This is a genomic window from Kitasatospora sp. NPDC001095 (genome assembly GCF_053598615.1).
In genome coordinates, this window is record NZ_JBSFKQ010000011.1 from 108,023 (window position 1) to 124,343 (window position 16,321).

The 16,321-nt window shown below is 73.8% G+C and carries 12 protein-coding genes and 2 tRNA genes; 9 read left to right on the forward strand and 5 right to left on the reverse strand.

The window, feature by feature from the left end:
* Positions 1 to 58 precede the first annotated feature (58 nt).
* The 4 genes from ACWDBB_RS13210 to ACWDBB_RS13225 all read left to right on the forward strand — a co-directional run bounded on the left by ACWDBB_RS13210 (position 59) and on the right by ACWDBB_RS13225 (position 4,311).
* A complete protein-coding gene (locus ACWDBB_RS13210; RefSeq protein WP_449789656.1) occupies positions 59 to 1,039 on the forward strand; it encodes an ABC transporter permease in 981 nt (326 codons plus the stop codon).
* 16 nt (positions 1,040 to 1,055) lie between these two features.
* On the forward strand, positions 1,056 to 2,099 hold the full coding sequence (locus ACWDBB_RS13215; RefSeq protein WP_449789657.1) for an ABC transporter permease: 1,044 nt from the start codon (positions 1,056 to 1,058) through the stop codon (positions 2,097 to 2,099).
* On the forward strand, positions 2,096 to 4,177 hold the full coding sequence (locus tag ACWDBB_RS13220; RefSeq protein ID WP_449789658.1) for an ABC transporter ATP-binding protein: 2,082 nt from the start codon (positions 2,096 to 2,098) through the stop codon (positions 4,175 to 4,177). The genes ACWDBB_RS13215 and ACWDBB_RS13220 overlap by 4 nt, the downstream gene beginning before the upstream one ends.
* A gap of 60 nt (positions 4,178 to 4,237) precedes the next feature.
* A tRNA-Lys gene (locus tag ACWDBB_RS13225) sits at positions 4,238 to 4,311 on the forward strand.
* A 114-nt stretch (positions 4,312 to 4,425) separates the two neighbouring features.
* Here the strand turns inward: ACWDBB_RS13225 and ACWDBB_RS13230 are convergent.
* Both ACWDBB_RS13230 and ACWDBB_RS13235 read right to left on the reverse strand, forming a co-directional pair.
* Complete coding sequence (locus ACWDBB_RS13230) at positions 4,426 to 5,310, reverse strand: alpha/beta fold hydrolase (RefSeq protein WP_449789659.1); 885 nt, start codon at positions 5,308 to 5,310, stop codon at positions 4,426 to 4,428.
* On the reverse strand, positions 5,307 to 6,134 hold the full coding sequence (locus ACWDBB_RS13235; protein ID WP_449789660.1) for a DUF998 domain-containing protein: 828 nt from the start codon (positions 6,132 to 6,134) through the stop codon (positions 5,307 to 5,309). The genes ACWDBB_RS13230 and ACWDBB_RS13235 overlap by 4 nt, the downstream gene beginning before the upstream one ends.
* A 122-nt stretch (positions 6,135 to 6,256) precedes the next feature.
* Between ACWDBB_RS13235 and ACWDBB_RS13240 the strand changes: the two genes are divergently transcribed.
* The 3 genes from ACWDBB_RS13240 to ACWDBB_RS13250 all read left to right on the forward strand — a co-directional run bounded on the left by ACWDBB_RS13240 (position 6,257) and on the right by ACWDBB_RS13250 (position 10,298).
* Positions 6,257 to 6,330: transfer RNA gene (locus ACWDBB_RS13240), tRNA-Lys, on the forward strand.
* A gap of 224 nt (positions 6,331 to 6,554) precedes the next feature.
* On the forward strand, positions 6,555 to 8,966 hold the full coding sequence (locus tag ACWDBB_RS13245; RefSeq protein ID WP_449789661.1) for a transglycosylase domain-containing protein: 2,412 nt from the start codon (positions 6,555 to 6,557) through the stop codon (positions 8,964 to 8,966).
* Between the two features lie 213 nt (positions 8,967 to 9,179).
* Positions 9,180 to 10,298: an EamA family transporter gene (locus tag ACWDBB_RS13250; RefSeq protein WP_449789662.1), complete on the forward strand. Its 1,119-nt coding sequence runs from the start codon at positions 9,180 to 9,182 to the stop codon at positions 10,296 to 10,298.
* Here ACWDBB_RS13250 and lepB read toward each other — a convergent pair.
* Together lepB and ACWDBB_RS13260 are read right to left on the reverse strand one after the other, a co-directional pair.
* Positions 10,261 to 11,037, reverse strand: coding sequence for a signal peptidase I (gene lepB / locus ACWDBB_RS13255; protein WP_449789663.1), 777 nt, complete (start codon positions 11,035 to 11,037; stop codon positions 10,261 to 10,263). The two genes, ACWDBB_RS13250 and lepB, sit on opposite strands and share 38 nt — an antisense overlap.
* Positions 11,038 to 11,162: 125 nt before the next feature.
* A complete protein-coding gene (locus tag ACWDBB_RS13260) occupies positions 11,163 to 11,498 on the reverse strand; it encodes a chorismate mutase (protein WP_392881203.1) in 336 nt (111 codons plus the stop codon).
* 321 nt (positions 11,499 to 11,819) lie between these two features.
* Between ACWDBB_RS13260 and ACWDBB_RS13265 the strand changes: the two genes are divergently transcribed.
* On the forward strand, positions 11,820 to 12,245 hold the full coding sequence (locus ACWDBB_RS13265) for an OsmC family protein (protein ID WP_449789664.1): 426 nt from the start codon (positions 11,820 to 11,822) through the stop codon (positions 12,243 to 12,245).
* Positions 12,246 to 12,700: 455 nt separating this feature from the next.
* Positions 12,701 to 14,863 (forward strand): putative bifunctional diguanylate cyclase/phosphodiesterase, encoded by a 2,163-nt coding sequence (locus ACWDBB_RS13270; protein ID WP_449789665.1) that lies wholly within the window; start codon positions 12,701 to 12,703, stop codon positions 14,861 to 14,863.
* A 170-nt stretch (positions 14,864 to 15,033) separates the two neighbouring features.
* Here ACWDBB_RS13270 and ACWDBB_RS13275 read toward each other — a convergent pair whose 3' ends face one another.
* Positions 15,034 to 16,125: an LLM class flavin-dependent oxidoreductase gene (locus ACWDBB_RS13275; RefSeq protein ID WP_449789666.1), complete on the reverse strand. Its 1,092-nt coding sequence runs from the start codon at positions 16,123 to 16,125 to the stop codon at positions 15,034 to 15,036.
* Between the last annotated feature and the right edge of the window lie 196 nt (positions 16,126 to 16,321).

The window sequence follows — 16,321 nt, forward strand, 5'->3', positions numbered from 1 at the left end:
CACACCCGATGCCCACCAGACGCGTCGGCCCCACCCGCACCGCGACGGGCGGCCATTGATGCTCCGCTACCTCGCGAAGCGGTTGAGCTACTACGCGGTGCTGCTGATCGCCGCCGTCTTCCTGGCGTACGCGATCTCCGCGACCGCGCTGCAGCCGCGCACCTACTTCGAGGCCAAGGTCCCCCGGCCGTCCGTCGAGTCGGTGGAGCGCCAGCTCACCGCGCTCAATCTGAACGACCGCACCCCGGTGGTCGAGCGCTTCGGCCACTGGGCCGGCGGGCTGCTCGACGGCGACCTCGGCCGGACCATCCACGACACCCCGGTCACCGACGACTTCGGCCGCCGGGTCTGGGTCTCGCTGCGGCTGCTGCTGCTCGGCAGTCTGCTGGGCATGGTCCTCGGCGTCGCCGTCGGGGCGTGGAGCGCGGTGCGCCAGTACCGGATCTCCGACCGGCTGCTCACCGTGCTGTCCTTCGTGCTGCTCTCCACCCCCGTCTTCCTGGTCGCGCTGTTCCTCAAGAACGGCGCCATCGCCGCCAAGGACGCGGCCGGCCACGAGGTGATCCCGTTCACCGGCTACGAGACCCCCGGGCTCACCGGCGGCCTCGGCACCCACCTCGCCGACTGGGCGCTGCACCTGCTGCTGCCCACCGTCTCGCTGGCCCTCGGCGGCCTCGCCACCTACAGCCGCTACCAGCGCGGCACCATGCTCGACGTGCTCGGCTCCGACTACCTGCGCACCGCCGAGGCCAAGGGCCTGACCCGCGGCCGGGCGCTGCTCAGGCACGGACTGCGGACCGCGGTGATCCCCATGGCGACCATGTTCGCCTACAGCTTCCTGGGCATCTTCACCGGCGCGATCTTCACCGAGACGATCTTCGGCTGGCACGGCATGGGCGAGTGGCTGATCAAGTCCATCAACGAACAGGACGTCAACTCGGTGGTCGCGATCAACCTGTTCACCGCCGTCGTCGTGCTCGCCTCCGGCTTCCTCGCCGACACCCTGCACGCCGCCCTCGACCCGCGCGTGCGGTCCTGACCGGAGGAGAGCCGAGATGACGACCGTCACCACCGCCGAGCCGGCCGAACCGTCCGGGCCGTCCGGGCCGTCCGGGCCCGCCGAGGCCGGCCCACCCGCCGGACCGCCCGCCGGACCGCCCCGGGCCGCCGGCCGCGGCCGGCTCGTCCTGTCCCGGCTGCTCGCCGCCCGCGGGGCCGTGGTCGGCGCCGTCGTGGTGCTGCTGCTGTTCGCGCTCGCCTTCGGCGGGCCGTACCTGACGCCCTGGGACTACGCCGCCCCCGACTTCTCCGCGCTCCACCAACCCCCGTCCGCCGAGCACCTGTTCGGCACCAACGGGGTCGGCCAGGACGTCTTCGCGCAGACCGTCCGCGGCCTGCAGAAGTCGCTGGTCATCGGCCTGCTGGTGGCGCTGTTCTCCACCGTGCTGGCCTCGGTGGTCGGCGCCTGCGCCGGCTACTTCGGCGGCTGGACGGACCGGGCGCTGATGTTCCTGGTGGACCTGCTGCTGGTCTTCCCGGCCTTCCTGATCATCACCATCGTCTCGGCCCGGCTGAAGGGCGCCGGCTGGATCGCCTTCGTCCTGCTGCTCGCGCTGTTCAACTGGATGATCACCGCCCGGGTGGTCCGCTCGATGACCATCTCCCTGCGGGAGCGCGAGTTCGTCCGCGCCGCACGGTTCATGGGGGTGCGTCCGCTGCGGATCATCAGCCGGCACATCCTGCCCAACGTCGCCTCCTTCCTCATCATCGACGCCACCATCGCGGTCGGCGGCGCCGTGATGAGCGAGACCGCGCTCTCCTACTTCGGCTTCGGGGTCAAGCCGCCGGACGTCTCGCTCGGCACCCTGCTCGCCGCCGGGACCGGCGAGGCCCCGGTGTTCCCCTGGCTGTTCTACTTCGCCGCCGCGCTGCTGGTGCTGTTCGTCCTCGCCGTCAACCTGATCGGGGACGGGCTGCGCGACGCCCTCGACCCCACCTCCGGGGCCGCGCCCCGCCGTTCACGCCGCACCGGTCGCTCCCGCCGCACCGGTCGTTCCCGCCGTACCCGCCACTCCGCCGGCCGTAGGAAGCACCCGTGACCACCACCGTCGAAACCCCGCTGCTCGCCGTCCGGGACCTGCGGGTGGACTTCGCCGGGCCCGACGGCCCGGTCCCCGCCGTCCGCGGGGTGGACCTCACCCTGCGGCGCGGCGAGACCCTCGGCATCGTCGGCGAGTCCGGCTCCGGGAAGTCCGTCACCGCGCTGTCCGTGCTCGGACTGCTGCCCGGCACGGCGCGCGTCAGCGGCTCGGTGCGCCTGGACGGACGGGAACTGGTCGGACTGCCCGGCCGGGAGCTCGCCGCGATCCGCGGCCGCCGGGTCGCCATGGTCTTCCAGGACCCGCTCTCCGCCTTCACCCCGGTCTACCGGATCGGCGACCAGATCGCCGAGGCGGTCCGCATCCACCAGCGGGTGGACAAGGCCGCCGCGCGCCGCCGGGCCGCCGAACTCCTCGACCTGGTCGGCATCCCGGCGCCCGACCGGGCCCTGGACAGCTTCCCCCACGAGTTCTCCGGCGGCATGCGTCAGCGCGCCATGATCGCCATGGCGGTCGCCAACGAGCCCGACATCCTGCTCGCCGACGAGCCCACCACCGCGCTCGACGTCACCATCCAGGCCCAGGTGCTGGACGTGCTGCGCACCGCCCAGCGGGAGACCGGCGCGGCACTCGTCCTGGTCAGCCACGACCTCGGGGTGATCGCCGGAACGGCCGACCGGGTCGCGGTGATGTACGCCGGCCGGGTGGTCGAGACGGCCGCGGTGGACGAGCTGTTCGCGGCCCCGCGCCACCCCTATTCGCTCGGTCTGATCGGCGCGCTGCCCCGGCTGGACGGACGCGGCGGTCCGCTCGTGCCGATCCCCGGCACCCCGGCGCCGATGGCCGAACTGCCCCAGGGCTGCCCGTTCGCGGCGCGCTGCCCGCTGGCGCAGGAGCGCTGCACCCCGGCCGAGCCCGCCCTGGAAGGGGCCGACGGCCACCTGTCGACGTGCGTGCGCTCGGCGGAACTCGCCGAGCGGCGGCCCGCACCCGCCGAGGTCTACCCCGTACCAGAGGTGCCCGCCGGCGCCGCCGGCCCCGGCGACCGTTCCGCCCGTACCCCGGTGCTGTCGGTGAGCGGCCTCGGAAAAACGTTCCCTCTCCTCAAGGGCACGGTGTTCAAGCGCAAGGTCGGCGAGGTGTACGCGGTGGACGGCGTCGACCTGGACCTGCGGGAGGGCGAGACCCTCGGCCTGGTCGGGGAGTCCGGCTCCGGCAAGTCCACCACGCTGTTCGAACTGCTGCGGCTCGGCGCCCCCGAGACCGGCCGGATCGAACTGCTCGGCCGGGACACCGCCGCCCTCACCCGGGCCGAGGCCCACCGGCTCCGCGCCCAGCTGCAGATCGTCTTCCAGGACCCGATGGCCAGCCTCGACCCCCGGATGCCGATCGGCGACATCGTCGCCGAACCGCTGCTGGCCCAGCGCGCCCCGCGCGAGGAGATCGCCCGCCGGGTGCCCGAGTTGCTGCGCCAGGTCGGCCTCGACCCGGAGCACGCCGTCCGCTACCCGCACCAGTTCTCCGGCGGCCAGCGCCAGCGCGTCTCGATCGCCCGGGCGCTCGCCGTACGGCCCAGGCTGCTGGTGCTGGACGAACCGGTCTCCGCGCTGGACGTCTCCATCCAGGCCGGGGTGCTCAACCTGTTGCAGAGCCTCAAGGCCGAGCTGGACCTGTCCTACCTGTTCGTCTCGCACGACCTCTCGGTGATCCGGCACCTCGCCGACCGGGTCAGCGTGATGTACCTCGGCCGGACGGTCGAGCAGGGCGAGGTCTCCGCCGTCTTCGACCACCCCCGCCACCCGTACACCCGCGCCCTGCTCTCCGCCGTCCCGCTCCCCGACCCCGCCGCCGAGCGCGCCCGCGACCGCATCCTGCTGGCCGGCGACCCTCCCCCGCCCACCGAGCGCCGCACCGGCTGCGTCTTCCGCAGCCGGTGCCCGCGCTACGCCGCGCTCACGGCCCCTGCGGACCGGGCCCGCTGCGAGCGGGAGCGCCCCGCCCTGGTCGGCGGCGCCCCGGGCACGGACCAGCAGGCGGCCTGCCACTTCCCGGAACCCGGAAACGGCCACATGGAGTGATCGCTCGAACACGATTCGGCGGATCCGGTCGGCGCCGTGTAATGTCTTCGACGTCAGCAAGCGCCGCTAGCTCAGTTGGTTAGAGCAGCTGACTCTTAATCAGCGGGTCCGGGGTTCGAGTCCCTGGCGGCGCACATGGCAAGGTCTCAGGCCGTCCACTCCGGTGGGCGGCCTGAGGCGTTTTCCGGCCCGGGTGGGCCGGCCCCGCGCCCCCTGGGGTGGCACTTCGACGGCGCTTCGACGGCGCCTCAGCGGGTGTCGAGCACCGCCGAGGCGACCGCGTCCGGGCGGTCGAACATCACCAGGTGCCCGGCCGGGGCGGTGATGCGGAAGTCCGCCCCCAGCAGGGCCGCCAGCTCCCGCTGCCGGGCCAGCCAGTCCTCGGTGCGGCGGGTCCGGCAGCCGTCGTCGGCGGCCAGCACGGTGATCGGCAGGTCCTCGGCCAGCGGCCTGGTGCGCCGCAGCCCGTCCAGTTCGGCGGCCGTGTCGAGGTAGCGGACGTTCTCCCGCAGCATCGCGCGCAGGGCCCGCCCGGTGCGGTAGCAGTGCCGCACCAGCGGCGCCGGGGCGAGGTCCTCCCGGCGGACGGTGGACAGCCGGGCCGTGGTCCGTCGGACGGTCGGGCCCAGCAGGTAGGGCACGGCGAGGGCGGTGGCGGCGCAGGCCACCGCCCGGGCCGCCAGGTCGCGCGCGCCGGGCGCCGGGTACGGCCGGGGCCGCGCCTCCATGCTGCCGTCCACCAGCACGAGTCCCGCGGTGCGCTCGGGGTGCAGCCGGGCGAAGGCCTCGGCATGGAGGCCCGCGAGCGAGTGCCCGACCACCGTGCAGGGCTCCCGCAGCCCGAGGCCGTCCAGCACCGCGCGTATTCGCCCGGCCTCGCCGGCCGCCGTCGGGGCGGGCCGCCCGGCGGCGGGTTCGGCGGCGCTCAGCCCGTAACCGGGCCGGTCGAAGCGGACCACGGTGCGGTAGGGCGTGAGGAAGGGGACGACCAGGTCCCAGTCGAACCAGCTGCTGCCGAGGCCGCCGGAGAGCAGGCAGACCGGGCCGCTGCCCTCGGTGCGGACGTGCAGCGGGACGCCGTCGATGCGCAGGAAGCGCGCCCGGTTGCCGGTCCGCGCTCCGGGGGCGCTCATGTCGGCCTCCGGTCCCGGGACGGCCCGGCAGGGCGGCGCCCCGGCATGGCGTCCTGGTGCGTCCGGTCGGAGGGGTCCGACACGTCCGACGTGTCCGGGGCGTCCGACGCGTCCGGGGCGTCCGTACGGGCGGAGCGGGCGATGCCCAGAGCCAGCAGACCGAGCCAGATCGCGACCAGCAGCACCTGCAGCCGCTGCCCGGCCCCGAGCGCCCAGGTGCCGCGCCCGGCCTGGAAGGCGGCGATCGAGGCGAGGCTCCAGCCGGTGGCGAGGAGCTCGGCGCCCAGCAGCCAGGGCCCGAACCGGCGCACCGGCGGCCACCAGTGGTAGCGCCGGGCGGCCACGGTGAGCGAGACGAGCGCGGTGAGCGCCCCGGCCATGGCGAGGCTGCTGGTGACGGCGTGCGCGGTGTGGGTGGCGGGGACGAGCCCGGCGGTCTCCCGGGCGGCGCACATCTCGTCGCTGGTGGGGGCGCAGCTGAGCGGCAGCCGGGAGTCGGCGGCGGTCGCGGCGCCGAACAGGGCCAGCGCGGACCAGCCGGCCAGCGCCCAGCGGTGCCGCCGGGAGGCCCCGGCCTGCCCGGTGGCGAGGGCGGTGCCGGCGGCGGCGAGCAGGCAGAGCCCGGCGGCGAGGTCGGTGGCCCGGAACAGGCCGCCCAGCGGCTGGTCCTCGGCGGCGAGTTCGCTGATGTACGCCTGCACCGGGTCGAGCCCGGTGCTCAGCACGACCTCCAGCACCCAGGCGGTGTACGCCACGGCGCTGAGCAGCAGCAGGGTGGCGGCTGTCGTCCGCGCGGCGCGGTGTCCTGGCTGGTGGCTGGGCACCGTTCCACCCTAACCAGCGGTGAACTCCATACCAATCGGAAGGAAAGGTGCGGATCGGGCGCCGGGCACCGGGGTGGTTCGAGGCACCCCTCGGAAGCGTGTATTGTTTTCCAGGTCAGCAGGCGCCGCTAGCTCAGTTGGTTAGAGCAGCTGACTCTTAATCAGCGGGTCCGGGGTTCGAGTCCCTGGCGGCGCACAGACAGTTGGGGAGCCTCTCGCAATAGCGAGGGGCTCCCCGATTTTTTGGCCTCCGACGTCCGATTTGCGTGTGATGTCGGTCTCGATTGGCGATCCGCCGGAGCCATCCGGCCCGGTCTGCTCGTCCAGGGCGGTAGAACCGGAATCGGGACAAAGGTCCCCAACCGCCGATGTCACCGTCCGTGCCGGCTGCGTCGACGCACCCGCAGGAAAGGCCGCGCTTTGTCCAGAAACGCCCAGAGCGGCCGTCGCACGCCGTCGATCAACCTCCGCCCGGTCAAGCGGTTCAAGCGCTCCACCGGCCCGGTCGGCGGGTCCGGTGGGCCCGGCGGGTCCGGCGGCAAGAAGGCGCGCCGTCCCAGGCGCACCGGCTGGCGCCGGCTGATACCCACCTGGCGGATGACCCTGCTCGGTTTCGGCTCGGCGCTGCTGCTCGGCATCGGCCTGTTCGCGCTGGGGATCGCCCTGGTGAAGGTGCCGGACGCGCACGCGGCCGCGACCGCCCAGAGCAACACCTGGCTCTACTCGGACGGTTCGGTGCTCACCCGCACCGGCCAGACCAACCGGCAGAACGTCGGCCTGGACAAGGTCTCCCCCGCCGCCCAGCACGCGGCGCTGGCCGCCGAGGACCGGAACTTCTACGACGAGGGCGCGGTCAACGTTCAGGGCCTGGCCCGGGCCGCGATCAACACCGCCAAGGGCGAGGGCACCCAGGGCGGCTCCACCATCACCCAGCAGTACGTGAAGAACACGTACCTGAACCAGAAGCAGTCGATCACCCGCAAGGTGAAGGAACTGTTCATCGCCATCAAGGTGGACGCCACCGAGAGCAAGGACGACATCCTCTCCGGCTACCTGAACACCTCCTACTACGGCCGCGGCGCCTACGGCATCCAGGCCGCCGCCCAGGCGTACTTCGGCGTCGACGCGTCCGCCCTCAACGCGGCCCAGGGCGCCTACCTGGCCACCCTGCTGAACGCCCCGAGCGCCTACGACGTCGCCACCGCGACCGCGGCGGGCAAGCAGAACGCCGTCAACCGCTGGAACTACGTGCTCGACGGCATGGTCAAGGAGGGCTGGCTCTCCGCGGAGGAGCGTGCCGGGACCACCTTCCCCGACGTCCGGGACCCTCAGCCCAACCCGGGTCTGTCCGGCCAGGCCGGCTACCTGGTCGACGCGGCCACCCAGTACCTCACCTCCAACGGGGTGATCAGCGAGACCGAGCTGGCCAAGGGCGGCTACACGATCAAGCTGAGCATCGACCCGGCCCGCCAGCAGGCCCTCCAGGACTCCGTCCAGGCCCAGCTGCACGACACCCTGAGCCCGGACAAGCGGAAGAAGGACGCGGCCGCCCAGGCCGGAGCCGCCTCCGTCGACCCGAAGACCGGTGCGGTCGTCGCCCTGTACGGCGGCGTCGACTACGTGAAGCACTACGTGGACAACGCCACCCGGCGCGACTACCAGGCCGGCTCGACCTTCAAGGCGATCGCGCTGGCCGCCGCCCTCGAGAACGACGCCAAGACCCAGGACGGACGCACCATCACCCCGAACACGGTCTACGACGGCACCAGCGGCCGGAAGGTCCGCGGCGGCAAGGGCACCCCGTACGCGCCGCCGAACGAGGGCGACAAGAGCTACGGCCAGATCACTCTCCAGCAGGCCACCGACTGGTCGGTCAACTCGGCCTTCGCGCAGCTCGCGCAGGACACCGGGCTGCAGAAGGTCAAGGACACCGCCGTCGCGCTGGGCCTGCCCGGCAACACCCCGGGGCTCGACCCGGTGCCGTCCATTCCGCTGGGCGCGGCCACCCCGAGCGTGCTCGACATGGCGGGCGTGTACGCCACCCTGGACAACGGCGGCAGGCAGATCACCCCGTGGCTGGTCCAGGCGGTGGACCGCGAGGGCGAGAACGTCGCGCTGCCCGCGCACAAGACCACCCAGGCGATCAGCGAGGACACCGCCAACGAGGTCACCTCGATGCTCCAGGGCGTGGTGAGCGACCCGGGCGGCACCGGCTGGCGGGCGAAGGCGCTCGGCCGGCCGGTGGCGGGCAAGACCGGCACCACCGACGACCAGAAGTCGGTCTGGTTCGTGGGTTACACCCCTGAACTGGTCACCTCGGTCGCCCTGTTCGGGCAGGACCCGGGCAACGGCTCCCAGGTCAGCCTGAGCGGCGTCGGCGGCATCGACGGCGCGGCCGGCGGCCAGTACCCGGCCCAGATCTGGACCAGCTACATGAAGGCCGCGCTCAAGGGCCAGCCGGTCAGCGACTTCCCGACCCCGGCCGGCGGCGCCTCCTCGGGCGCCACCGACCTGCCGAGCGCCCCGAGCACGCCGAGCAGCGCCCCGACCACGAGCGCCCCCACCGGCACTCCGAGCACCGGCCCCACCACGGCGCCGGGCGACGGCTCGACCCCGTCGGGCGGCACGGACGGCGGCGCGACCACCGCCCCGACGCCTCCCCCGACCGAGCCCACCACCCAGCCGACCAGGCCGCCCCGGCCCACCTCGCGGCCGACGCCGACCACCCAGCCGACCACGGCCCCGACCACGCAGCCGACCGCCCCGACCGGCGGCGGGACGGACGCGCTCGCGGGGACGGGGGCTGGGGCGTCGGGCGGGTCCAGGGGCTGACGGACGGGTCCGGACACGTCGGAGCCCTGGGGCCCCGGGAGCCTTGAGGCTCTCGGGGCCCCCAGGCGTTCCGGGGCCGTGGGAGCTTCGGGACCCTCGGAGCCCCGGGTCTTGCCGGATCGGGTGATTGCGCCATGACGCACAGGTGCGGGCAGGACCGAATGACGGAATGGCGCCTTACCCGATCATCGGTGTGACTGTCAGAATGCGGCCGTGCACAGATCAACGGCCTCGCCCACCCTCCCTTCGGGCAGAACCCTCGGCCTCGGCCTCGCCCTGGTCTCCGCCATCGCCTTCGGCGGATCCGGCACCGCGGCCAAGCCTCTGATAGAGGCCGGACTCTCCCCGCTACACGTGGTGTGGCTCCGGGTCACCGGCGCGGCGGTGGCGCTCCTCCCGGTCGCCTACCGGCACCGGGACGCCGTACTGCGCCGCCCCGGCCTGCTGCTCGGCTTCGGCCTGCTCGCCGTGGCCGGCGTCCAGGCGTGCTACTTCGCGGCGATCTCCCGCATCCCGGTCGGCGTCGCCCTGCTCATCGAGTACCTCGGGCCGCCGCTGCTGATCGGCTACGTCAAGTTCGTCCAGCGCAAGCCGATCACCCGCGGCGCGGCCATCGGCGCCGGCGTCGCGGTGGCCGGGCTGGCCTGTGTGGTCGAGGCCTGGAACGGTCTGAGCTTCGACGCGCTGGGCGTGCTGTTCGCCCTCGGCGCGGCCTTCTGCCAGGTCGGCTACTTCGTGCTCGCCGACGCCGGCCGGCACGGCGACCGGCCGGTCGACCCGCTCGCCGTCAGCGCGTTCGGGCTGCTCGTCGGCGCCGTGCTCCTCACCGCCCTCACCCGGCCCTGGCAGGCCGACTGGAGCAAGCTCGGCGGGTCGGTGGTGATGAACGGGCACACCCTGCCCGCGTTCCTCCCGGCCGTGTGGATGGTCCTGATCGCGACCGTGCTCGCCTACCTCACCGGGGTGATCTCGGTCGGCTACCTGTCGCCGCCGATCGCCGGGGTGGTCGCCAACCTGGAGGCGGTGGTCGCCACCGTGACGGCCTGGGTGCTGCTCGGCGAGCACCTCGGACTGCCGCAGATCGCGGGCGGCCTGCTGGTGCTGACCGGCGCCTTCGCGGCGCAGGCGAGCAAGCCCGCGGAGGCGGGGGCGGACACCGGGGCTGACCCGGGGGCGGACAGGGGGGCGGGATCGGGGGCTGACTCCGCTGACTACGGGATCGACGCCGCCGGGGCTGCCGGCCCCGGAACCGCCGGGCCCGGGGCCCGCGACCGGGTGACCGCCGAGCGCGGGGTCAGCGGCCGGTCCAGCCGAACCAGTCGAGGTGATTGAGCGGCCACACGACGGCCGACACCGGGCCGACCACGTTGTCCACCGGCACGGCGCCGCCACCCGGGCCGTGCTGGTGGAAGCGGGAGTCCGCGGAGTCGCTGCGGTGGTCGCCCTCGACCCAGACGTAGCCCGCGGGCACCTTCACCGGCCCGAAGTCCATCCCGGCGCACGAGTCGTCCCCGGGGTGCAGGTACGGCTCGTCGAGCTTCCGCCCGTCGACGGTCAGCGTGGTGCCCTGGCACTGCACGGTCTGACCACCGGTCGCGATGACCCGCTTGACCAGGTAGTTGTCGTCCTTCGGCGGCACCAGGCCGACGAAGCTGAGCACCGAGCTCATGGTGTTGGTGAACGGGTTGGGGTCGGTCGGCTGCGGCGGCAGCCAGCCCCCCGGGTCCTTGAACACCACCGGCTGCCCCTGCTCCGGCTCCCAGCCGGTCAGCGGCGCCAACTTGTTCACGCCGACCCGGTCGCCGATCCGCAGGGTGTTCTCCATCGAGCCGGACGGGATGGTGAACACCTGGAACAGACAGGTCTTGATCAGCAGCGCGACCACCAGGCCGACCGCCGCCATCACCGGAAGCTCGATCCACCACGGCCGCGGCCGCCGGCCCGTACCGCCACGCGAACCGCGCGCCCGACGGCGGGCCTCGGCGCGGCCGCCGGACGCCCCGTGGGCGTCCGACGCGGTACCGCTGGGCGCTCCGGCTCCGCTGGGCGTTTCGGGCAGGTTCACCGCCATCGTCGCTGCTCCACCTCTCCGGCTGGGGAAACCTGCACGCTACGCCAACCGTGGAGCCTGACGAAATCGGTCATTTAGCCGCCGCCGACATCTCCGGGTGTCCCGGAGCCGCTCGGGCACGGGTTTCAGGAGCGGGCGATGGCCTCGTGGTGGCGGATGACCTCGGCGATGATGAAGTTCAGGAACTTCTCCGCGAAGACCGGGTCCAGCTTCGCACCCGCCGCCAGCTCCCGCAGCCGCTTGATCTGGTCCCGCTCGCGCGCCGGGTCGGCCGGCGGCAGCTTGTGCTCGGCCTTGAGCCGGCCGACCTTCTGGGTCGCCTTGAAGCGCTCGGCCAGCATGTGGACCACTGCGGCGTCGATGTTGTCGATGCTCTCGCGCAGGCTGGTCAGCTCGGCCCGTACGGCGTCGTCGATCCCCTCGGACGAGCCGGCGTCGGGGGTCGTGGAGTGGTCCGTCATCGGGGCGGCTCCCGGTGTCTGGAGTGGGCGCCCGGCCGTACGGCGGCCGGGCTCGGGCCCGGGCAAATCTAACAGGGCCCCCGCCCGGGCCCCGCACCGTCGGACGGAACCGTCCACGATCCGGACAGCGGGCCGGGACCGCCCGCCGGCGCCGTGCCCGACCGACTGCCCTGACCGACCACCCCGACCACTCGACCGACCGCTACGGCCGACTGCTACGGCGTGACGCGCCGGGACCGGGGCGGGCTCTGGCCGTAGGCTGGGGCACGCATGACCGGAAGTGACCGTTCGAACACTCCCTCAGCACTGGAGGAACCGATCGTGGCAACCACCCGCACCGCCACCACCGCGTGGGAGGGCAACCTCCTCGACGGCAAGGGGCTGGTGACCTTCGCCTCGTCCGGGATCGGCGAGTACCCCGTCTCCTGGCCGTCCCGCGCCGAGGCACCCAACGGCAAGACCAGCCCCGAGGAGCTGATCGCGGCCGCCCACTCCGCCTGCTTCTCGATGGCCCTCTCGCACGGCCTGACCGGCGCCGGCACCCCGCCCACCAAGCTGGACACCCGGGCCGACGTCACCTTCCAGCCCGGCACGGGCATCACCGGCATCCACCTGACCGTCGTCGGGGACGTCCCAGGACTGGACGAAGCCGGCTTCGCGAAGGCCGCCGAGGACGCCAAGGCCAACTGCCCGGTCAGCCAGGCCCTGACCGGCACGACCATCACCCTCTCGGCCTCCCTGGCCTGAGCCGCGCCCTCTTCTCCTCTCCCCTCCTCTCTCCCCTTCTCTTCCCTCCCGCCCCTCGGCCCCTGTCCCTCGGCTCCCGTCCCGCTCCGGACCGCTCGCGTCCCCGCACCGGACCGCTTCCGGCGCGCGACCGGCGCCCAGGGGCGCGGCTTCGGCGCACACGGCCCTGGTGCACATCATGTGATGTACACCAGGGGCGTCTGCACGTACCGCCATTCATGATCACAAAGCGGGCGAATCACCCTGGCGGCGGTCACCGCGCGTTGCCATCCCGGCCTATGATCGGCCGCAGCGCCCTGTCCCTCAGGCGGGTCCCCGCGCGCCGCCACCCCACGACGGGCGGCCCCCGCAGCGGGCCGACTCCGAGGACCACGACAGAGTGCGGAGCCGGCCGCCGGGTCCCCGACTGGCCGGCCGGACCATCGTCAAGCGTCAGCAGCGGACGGGAGCATGCCGTGCCGGGCCAGAACGAGGGGGCCGACGCACACCACCCCGGCGTGCGGCACACGGAATCACCGCGCCACCGCCACCTCGCCTCACCGGTCCTGGAACCGGCCGCCGGATCCCCTGGCGGGCCCGTCCCCGGAGCCGCGGGTGCCCCATCGGGAGCTGGCACCCTCTGCGGGACCCTCGCGGAACCCGACCTGCTGCTCTGCCCCACCTGCTCGGCCCCGCTCACCGGCGACACCCACCGGGACCGGTGGCTCACCGGCGGCACCGGCCGGACCGACGGCCGTACGGACCGAGAGGGCGACGGCACCGGCCGGGCCGACGGCCGTATCGGTCGGGCGGACACCGGTACCGGCCAGGAGGGCATCGGCGCCGACCGGCTGCTGGCCGCGCTGCGGGCCAGCGAGTCCCGGTTCCGTGCCGCCTTCTGCGACGCCGTCATCGGCATGGCCCTGATCGACGCCGAGGACCGCATCATCGAGGTCAACCCCGCCTTCGCCGCCCTGATCGGACGGGGCGTCGGCGACCTGGTCCGCACCCACCTGCACGAGATCATCGACCCGGAGGGCATGCCGGACCGGCTCTTCGCCGAACTCGTCCGCGGGGAGCGGGAACGGTTCCGCGTGGAGAAGCTGCTCAAGCACCGCGAGGGCCACACCGTCTGGAGCAAGGTCACCGTCTCGCTGATCCGGGACGGCGCCGGTGATCCGCTCTACACCCTCGCGCTGGTGGAGGACATCACCGAACAGCGCCGGCTCGGCGACCGGCTGGAGTACCAGGCCCTGCACGACCCCCTGACCCGGCTGCCCAACCGGGCGTACTTCTTCGAGCGGCTCGACGCCGCCTGCCTCGCACCGACCGACCAGCCCGGCCCGGTCGCCGCAGCCGCCGCGGACGACCGCCGGGTCGGGGTCTGCTACCTGGACATCGACGGCTTCGCGGCGATCAACGAGGCGCTCGGCCACCACATCGGCGACCAGCTGCTGATCGCCGTCGCCACCCGGCTGCGGCGCGAGTTCGACGGGCGCGACACCCACCTGGTGGCCCGGATGGGCGGCGACGAGTTCGCCGTCCTGGTCACCGACAGCCTGGGCAGCGAGCAGCTGACCGAGCTGGCCGCCCGGATCCTGGAGGCGCTGGAACGTCCCTTCGACGTCGCCGGGCACCGGTTGGTGATCACCGCCAGCGTGGGCGTGGTCGAGCGGTCCGTGCACGAGACCACCCCGACCGACCTGGTCAAGGACGCCGACGCCACGCTCTACTGGTCCAAGGCCGACGGCCGCGCCCGCTGGACCCTCTACGACCCGGACCGCGGCGCCCACCAGCTCACCCGGCAACTGCTCGCCACCTCGCTGCGCCCGGCCCTGGAGCGCGGCGAGTTCACCATCGAGTACCAGCCGCTGGTCGGCCTGGCCGACGGCACGGTGCACGGCGCCGAGGCGCTGGTCCGCTGGCGCCACCCCCGTTACGGGACGCTCTCCCCGGACCGCTTCATCCCGCTCGCCGAGGAGACCGGCGCGATCGTGCCGCTCGGGACCTGGGTGCTGGAGGAGTCCTGCCGCCAGGCCCGGCGGTGGCTCGCCGAGTTCCCCGAGACCGAGACCTTCGTGAGCGTCAACCTGGCCGCCCGCCAGATCTGGGACTCCGACATCGTCGCCGATGTCGCCCGGGCCCTCGAACGCACCGGCCTGCCGGCCCGGCTCCTCCAGCTGGAGATCACCGAGAGCGCCCTGCTCGGCCCCGGCGGCCGCCCGCTCCAGGCCCTCCAGGCGCTCGCCGACATGGGCGTGCGGATCGCGATCGACGACTTCGGCACCGGCTACTCCAATCTGGCCTACCTCTCCCGGCTGCCGGTGCACGTACTCAAGCTCGACGGCAGCTTCATCGAGGGCTTCCGCGAGCCCGCCCCGACGGACCGCCCCGGCCGCCCGGAACTCGGCGCCCGCCGCAGCGACGCGGACGAGCAGATCGTCGGCGCGATGGTGCAGCTCGCCCACACCCTCGGCCTGACCGTCACCGCCGAGGGCATCGAGAGTGCCGCCCAGGCCGAGCGCCTGCGGCTGACCGGCTGCGACACCGCCCAGGGCTGGTACTTCGCCCGTCCCGGCGAGGCCGAACTGGTCGCGGCCATACTCCGCGAGGGCCGCCCCGCCCTGGGCCGCCGGTAGCCCGCCGGTGGCCCGCCGGTAGCTGCGGGGGCCCGGGGCCGGGGAACCGGGGGCCGGAAGCCGGGGGCTGAGGGCTGGGGCTGGACGGACCGAGTGGCACGGACCGGCACCGTGTGGACCGTGCCCGCCGGCCGATCAGGCCGTCGCCATCACTCGGTACGCCTCGGCGATCAGGCCGTCGCCGTCAGGCCGTACGCCTCGGCGATCAGGCCGTAGGAGCGCAGGCGGGCCTCGTGGCCGTGGATGTGCGAGGTGACCATCAGCTCGTTCACGCCGGTCCGCTTGCGCAGCGCCTCCAGTCCGTCGGCGACCCGGCCCGGGTCACCGAGCACGACGTTGTCGAGCCAACTGTCGATGAAGTCCGCCTCGACCGGGCTGTACGGGTACTCCTCGGCCTCCTCCGGGGTGGGGATCGGGCCGGGGTTGCCGCGCCGCAGGCGGAGCATGCCGAGGGCCGCGGAGCGGGCGAGGCGCCGGGCCGAGGGCTCGTCGGCGGCGGCCACCGCGCTCACGCCGATCAGCGCGTACGGCTCGGCGAGCACGGCGGAGGGGCGGAAGGACGACCGGTAGAGGTCCAGCGCCGGGATGGTGTTGGCGCTGCTGAAGTGGTGGGCGAAGGCGAACGGGAGGCCCAGACGGCCCGCAAGCTGGGCGCTGAAGCCGGAGGAGCCGAGCAGCCAGACCGGCGGGCGGCCCTCGCCCTTGGGGACGGCGGTCAGCCGGGCGTACGGGTGGCCGTCCGGGAAGTCGCCGTCGAGGAAGTGGGTCAGCTCGGCGAGCTGCTGGGGGAAGTCGTCCGCGCCTTCGGTGAGGCCTCGGCGCAGCGCCCGGGCGGTGGCCGGATCGGTGCCCGGGGCGCGGCCGAGTCCGAGGTCGATCCGCCCGGGGTGCAGGGCCTCCAGCAGTCCGAACTGCTCGGCGATGGCCAGCGGGGCGTGGTTGGGGAGCATGACGCCGCCGGAGCCGAGCCGCAGCGTCGTGGTGTTGGCCCCGAGGTGGGCGAGCAGGACGGCCGGGGTGGAACTGGCCACCCCGGGCATGCCGTGGTGCTCGGCCACCCAGAAGCGGTGGTAGCCCCACTGCTCGGCCCGGCGGGCCAGTTCGGTGGTGGCGGCGAGGGCCTCGGCGGGCGTGTGGCCGACGCCGACGGTGGCCAGGTCGAGGATCGAGAGCGGAGCGGGTGCCGTTCCGCGGGCGGTGCCCCGGATCGCCGCGCCGGCCGTCGGCCCGGTCCCGTGCTCCTGCTGGTCCTCGGTGGTCATCCCGTCCGCCCTTCTGGCTGCCGTCCTTGAGCCGGCCGTCGTGGTGACCGCGCGGCCCGGGTGGGCCCGCCGGTCGCTGTCGCCGACCGGGGTCAACCACGGCAGGCGGCCCGCTGTTCCCGCCCCCGGGGTGCCGTCCGGCCAGGGTCCAGGTGGATTCCGGCCATTTCGCGCGAAGTCCGACCGACCCTTCGAC

Excerpts from the sequence above, each read along its gene's own strand:
- ACWDBB_RS13210 (WP_449789656.1), top strand. The coding sequence starts at position 59 with ATGCTCCGCTACCTCGCGAAGCGGTTGAGCTACTACGCGGTGCTGCTG.
- ACWDBB_RS13215 (WP_449789657.1), top strand. The coding sequence starts at position 1,056 with ATGACGACCGTCACCACCGCCGAGCCGGCCGAACCGTCCGGGCCGTCC.
- ACWDBB_RS13230 (WP_449789659.1), bottom strand. The coding sequence starts at position 5,310 with ATGAGCGCCCCCGGAGCGCGGACCGGCAACCGGGCGCGCTTCCTGCGC.
- lepB (WP_449789663.1), bottom strand. The coding sequence starts at position 11,037 with ATGGCGGTGAACCTGCCCGAAACGCCCAGCGGAGCCGGAGCGCCCAGC.
- ACWDBB_RS13260 (WP_392881203.1), bottom strand. The coding sequence starts at position 11,498 with ATGACGGACCACTCCACGACCCCCGACGCCGGCTCGTCCGAGGGGATC.
- ACWDBB_RS13275 (WP_449789666.1), bottom strand. The coding sequence starts at position 16,125 with ATGACCACCGAGGACCAGCAGGAGCACGGGACCGGGCCGACGGCCGGC.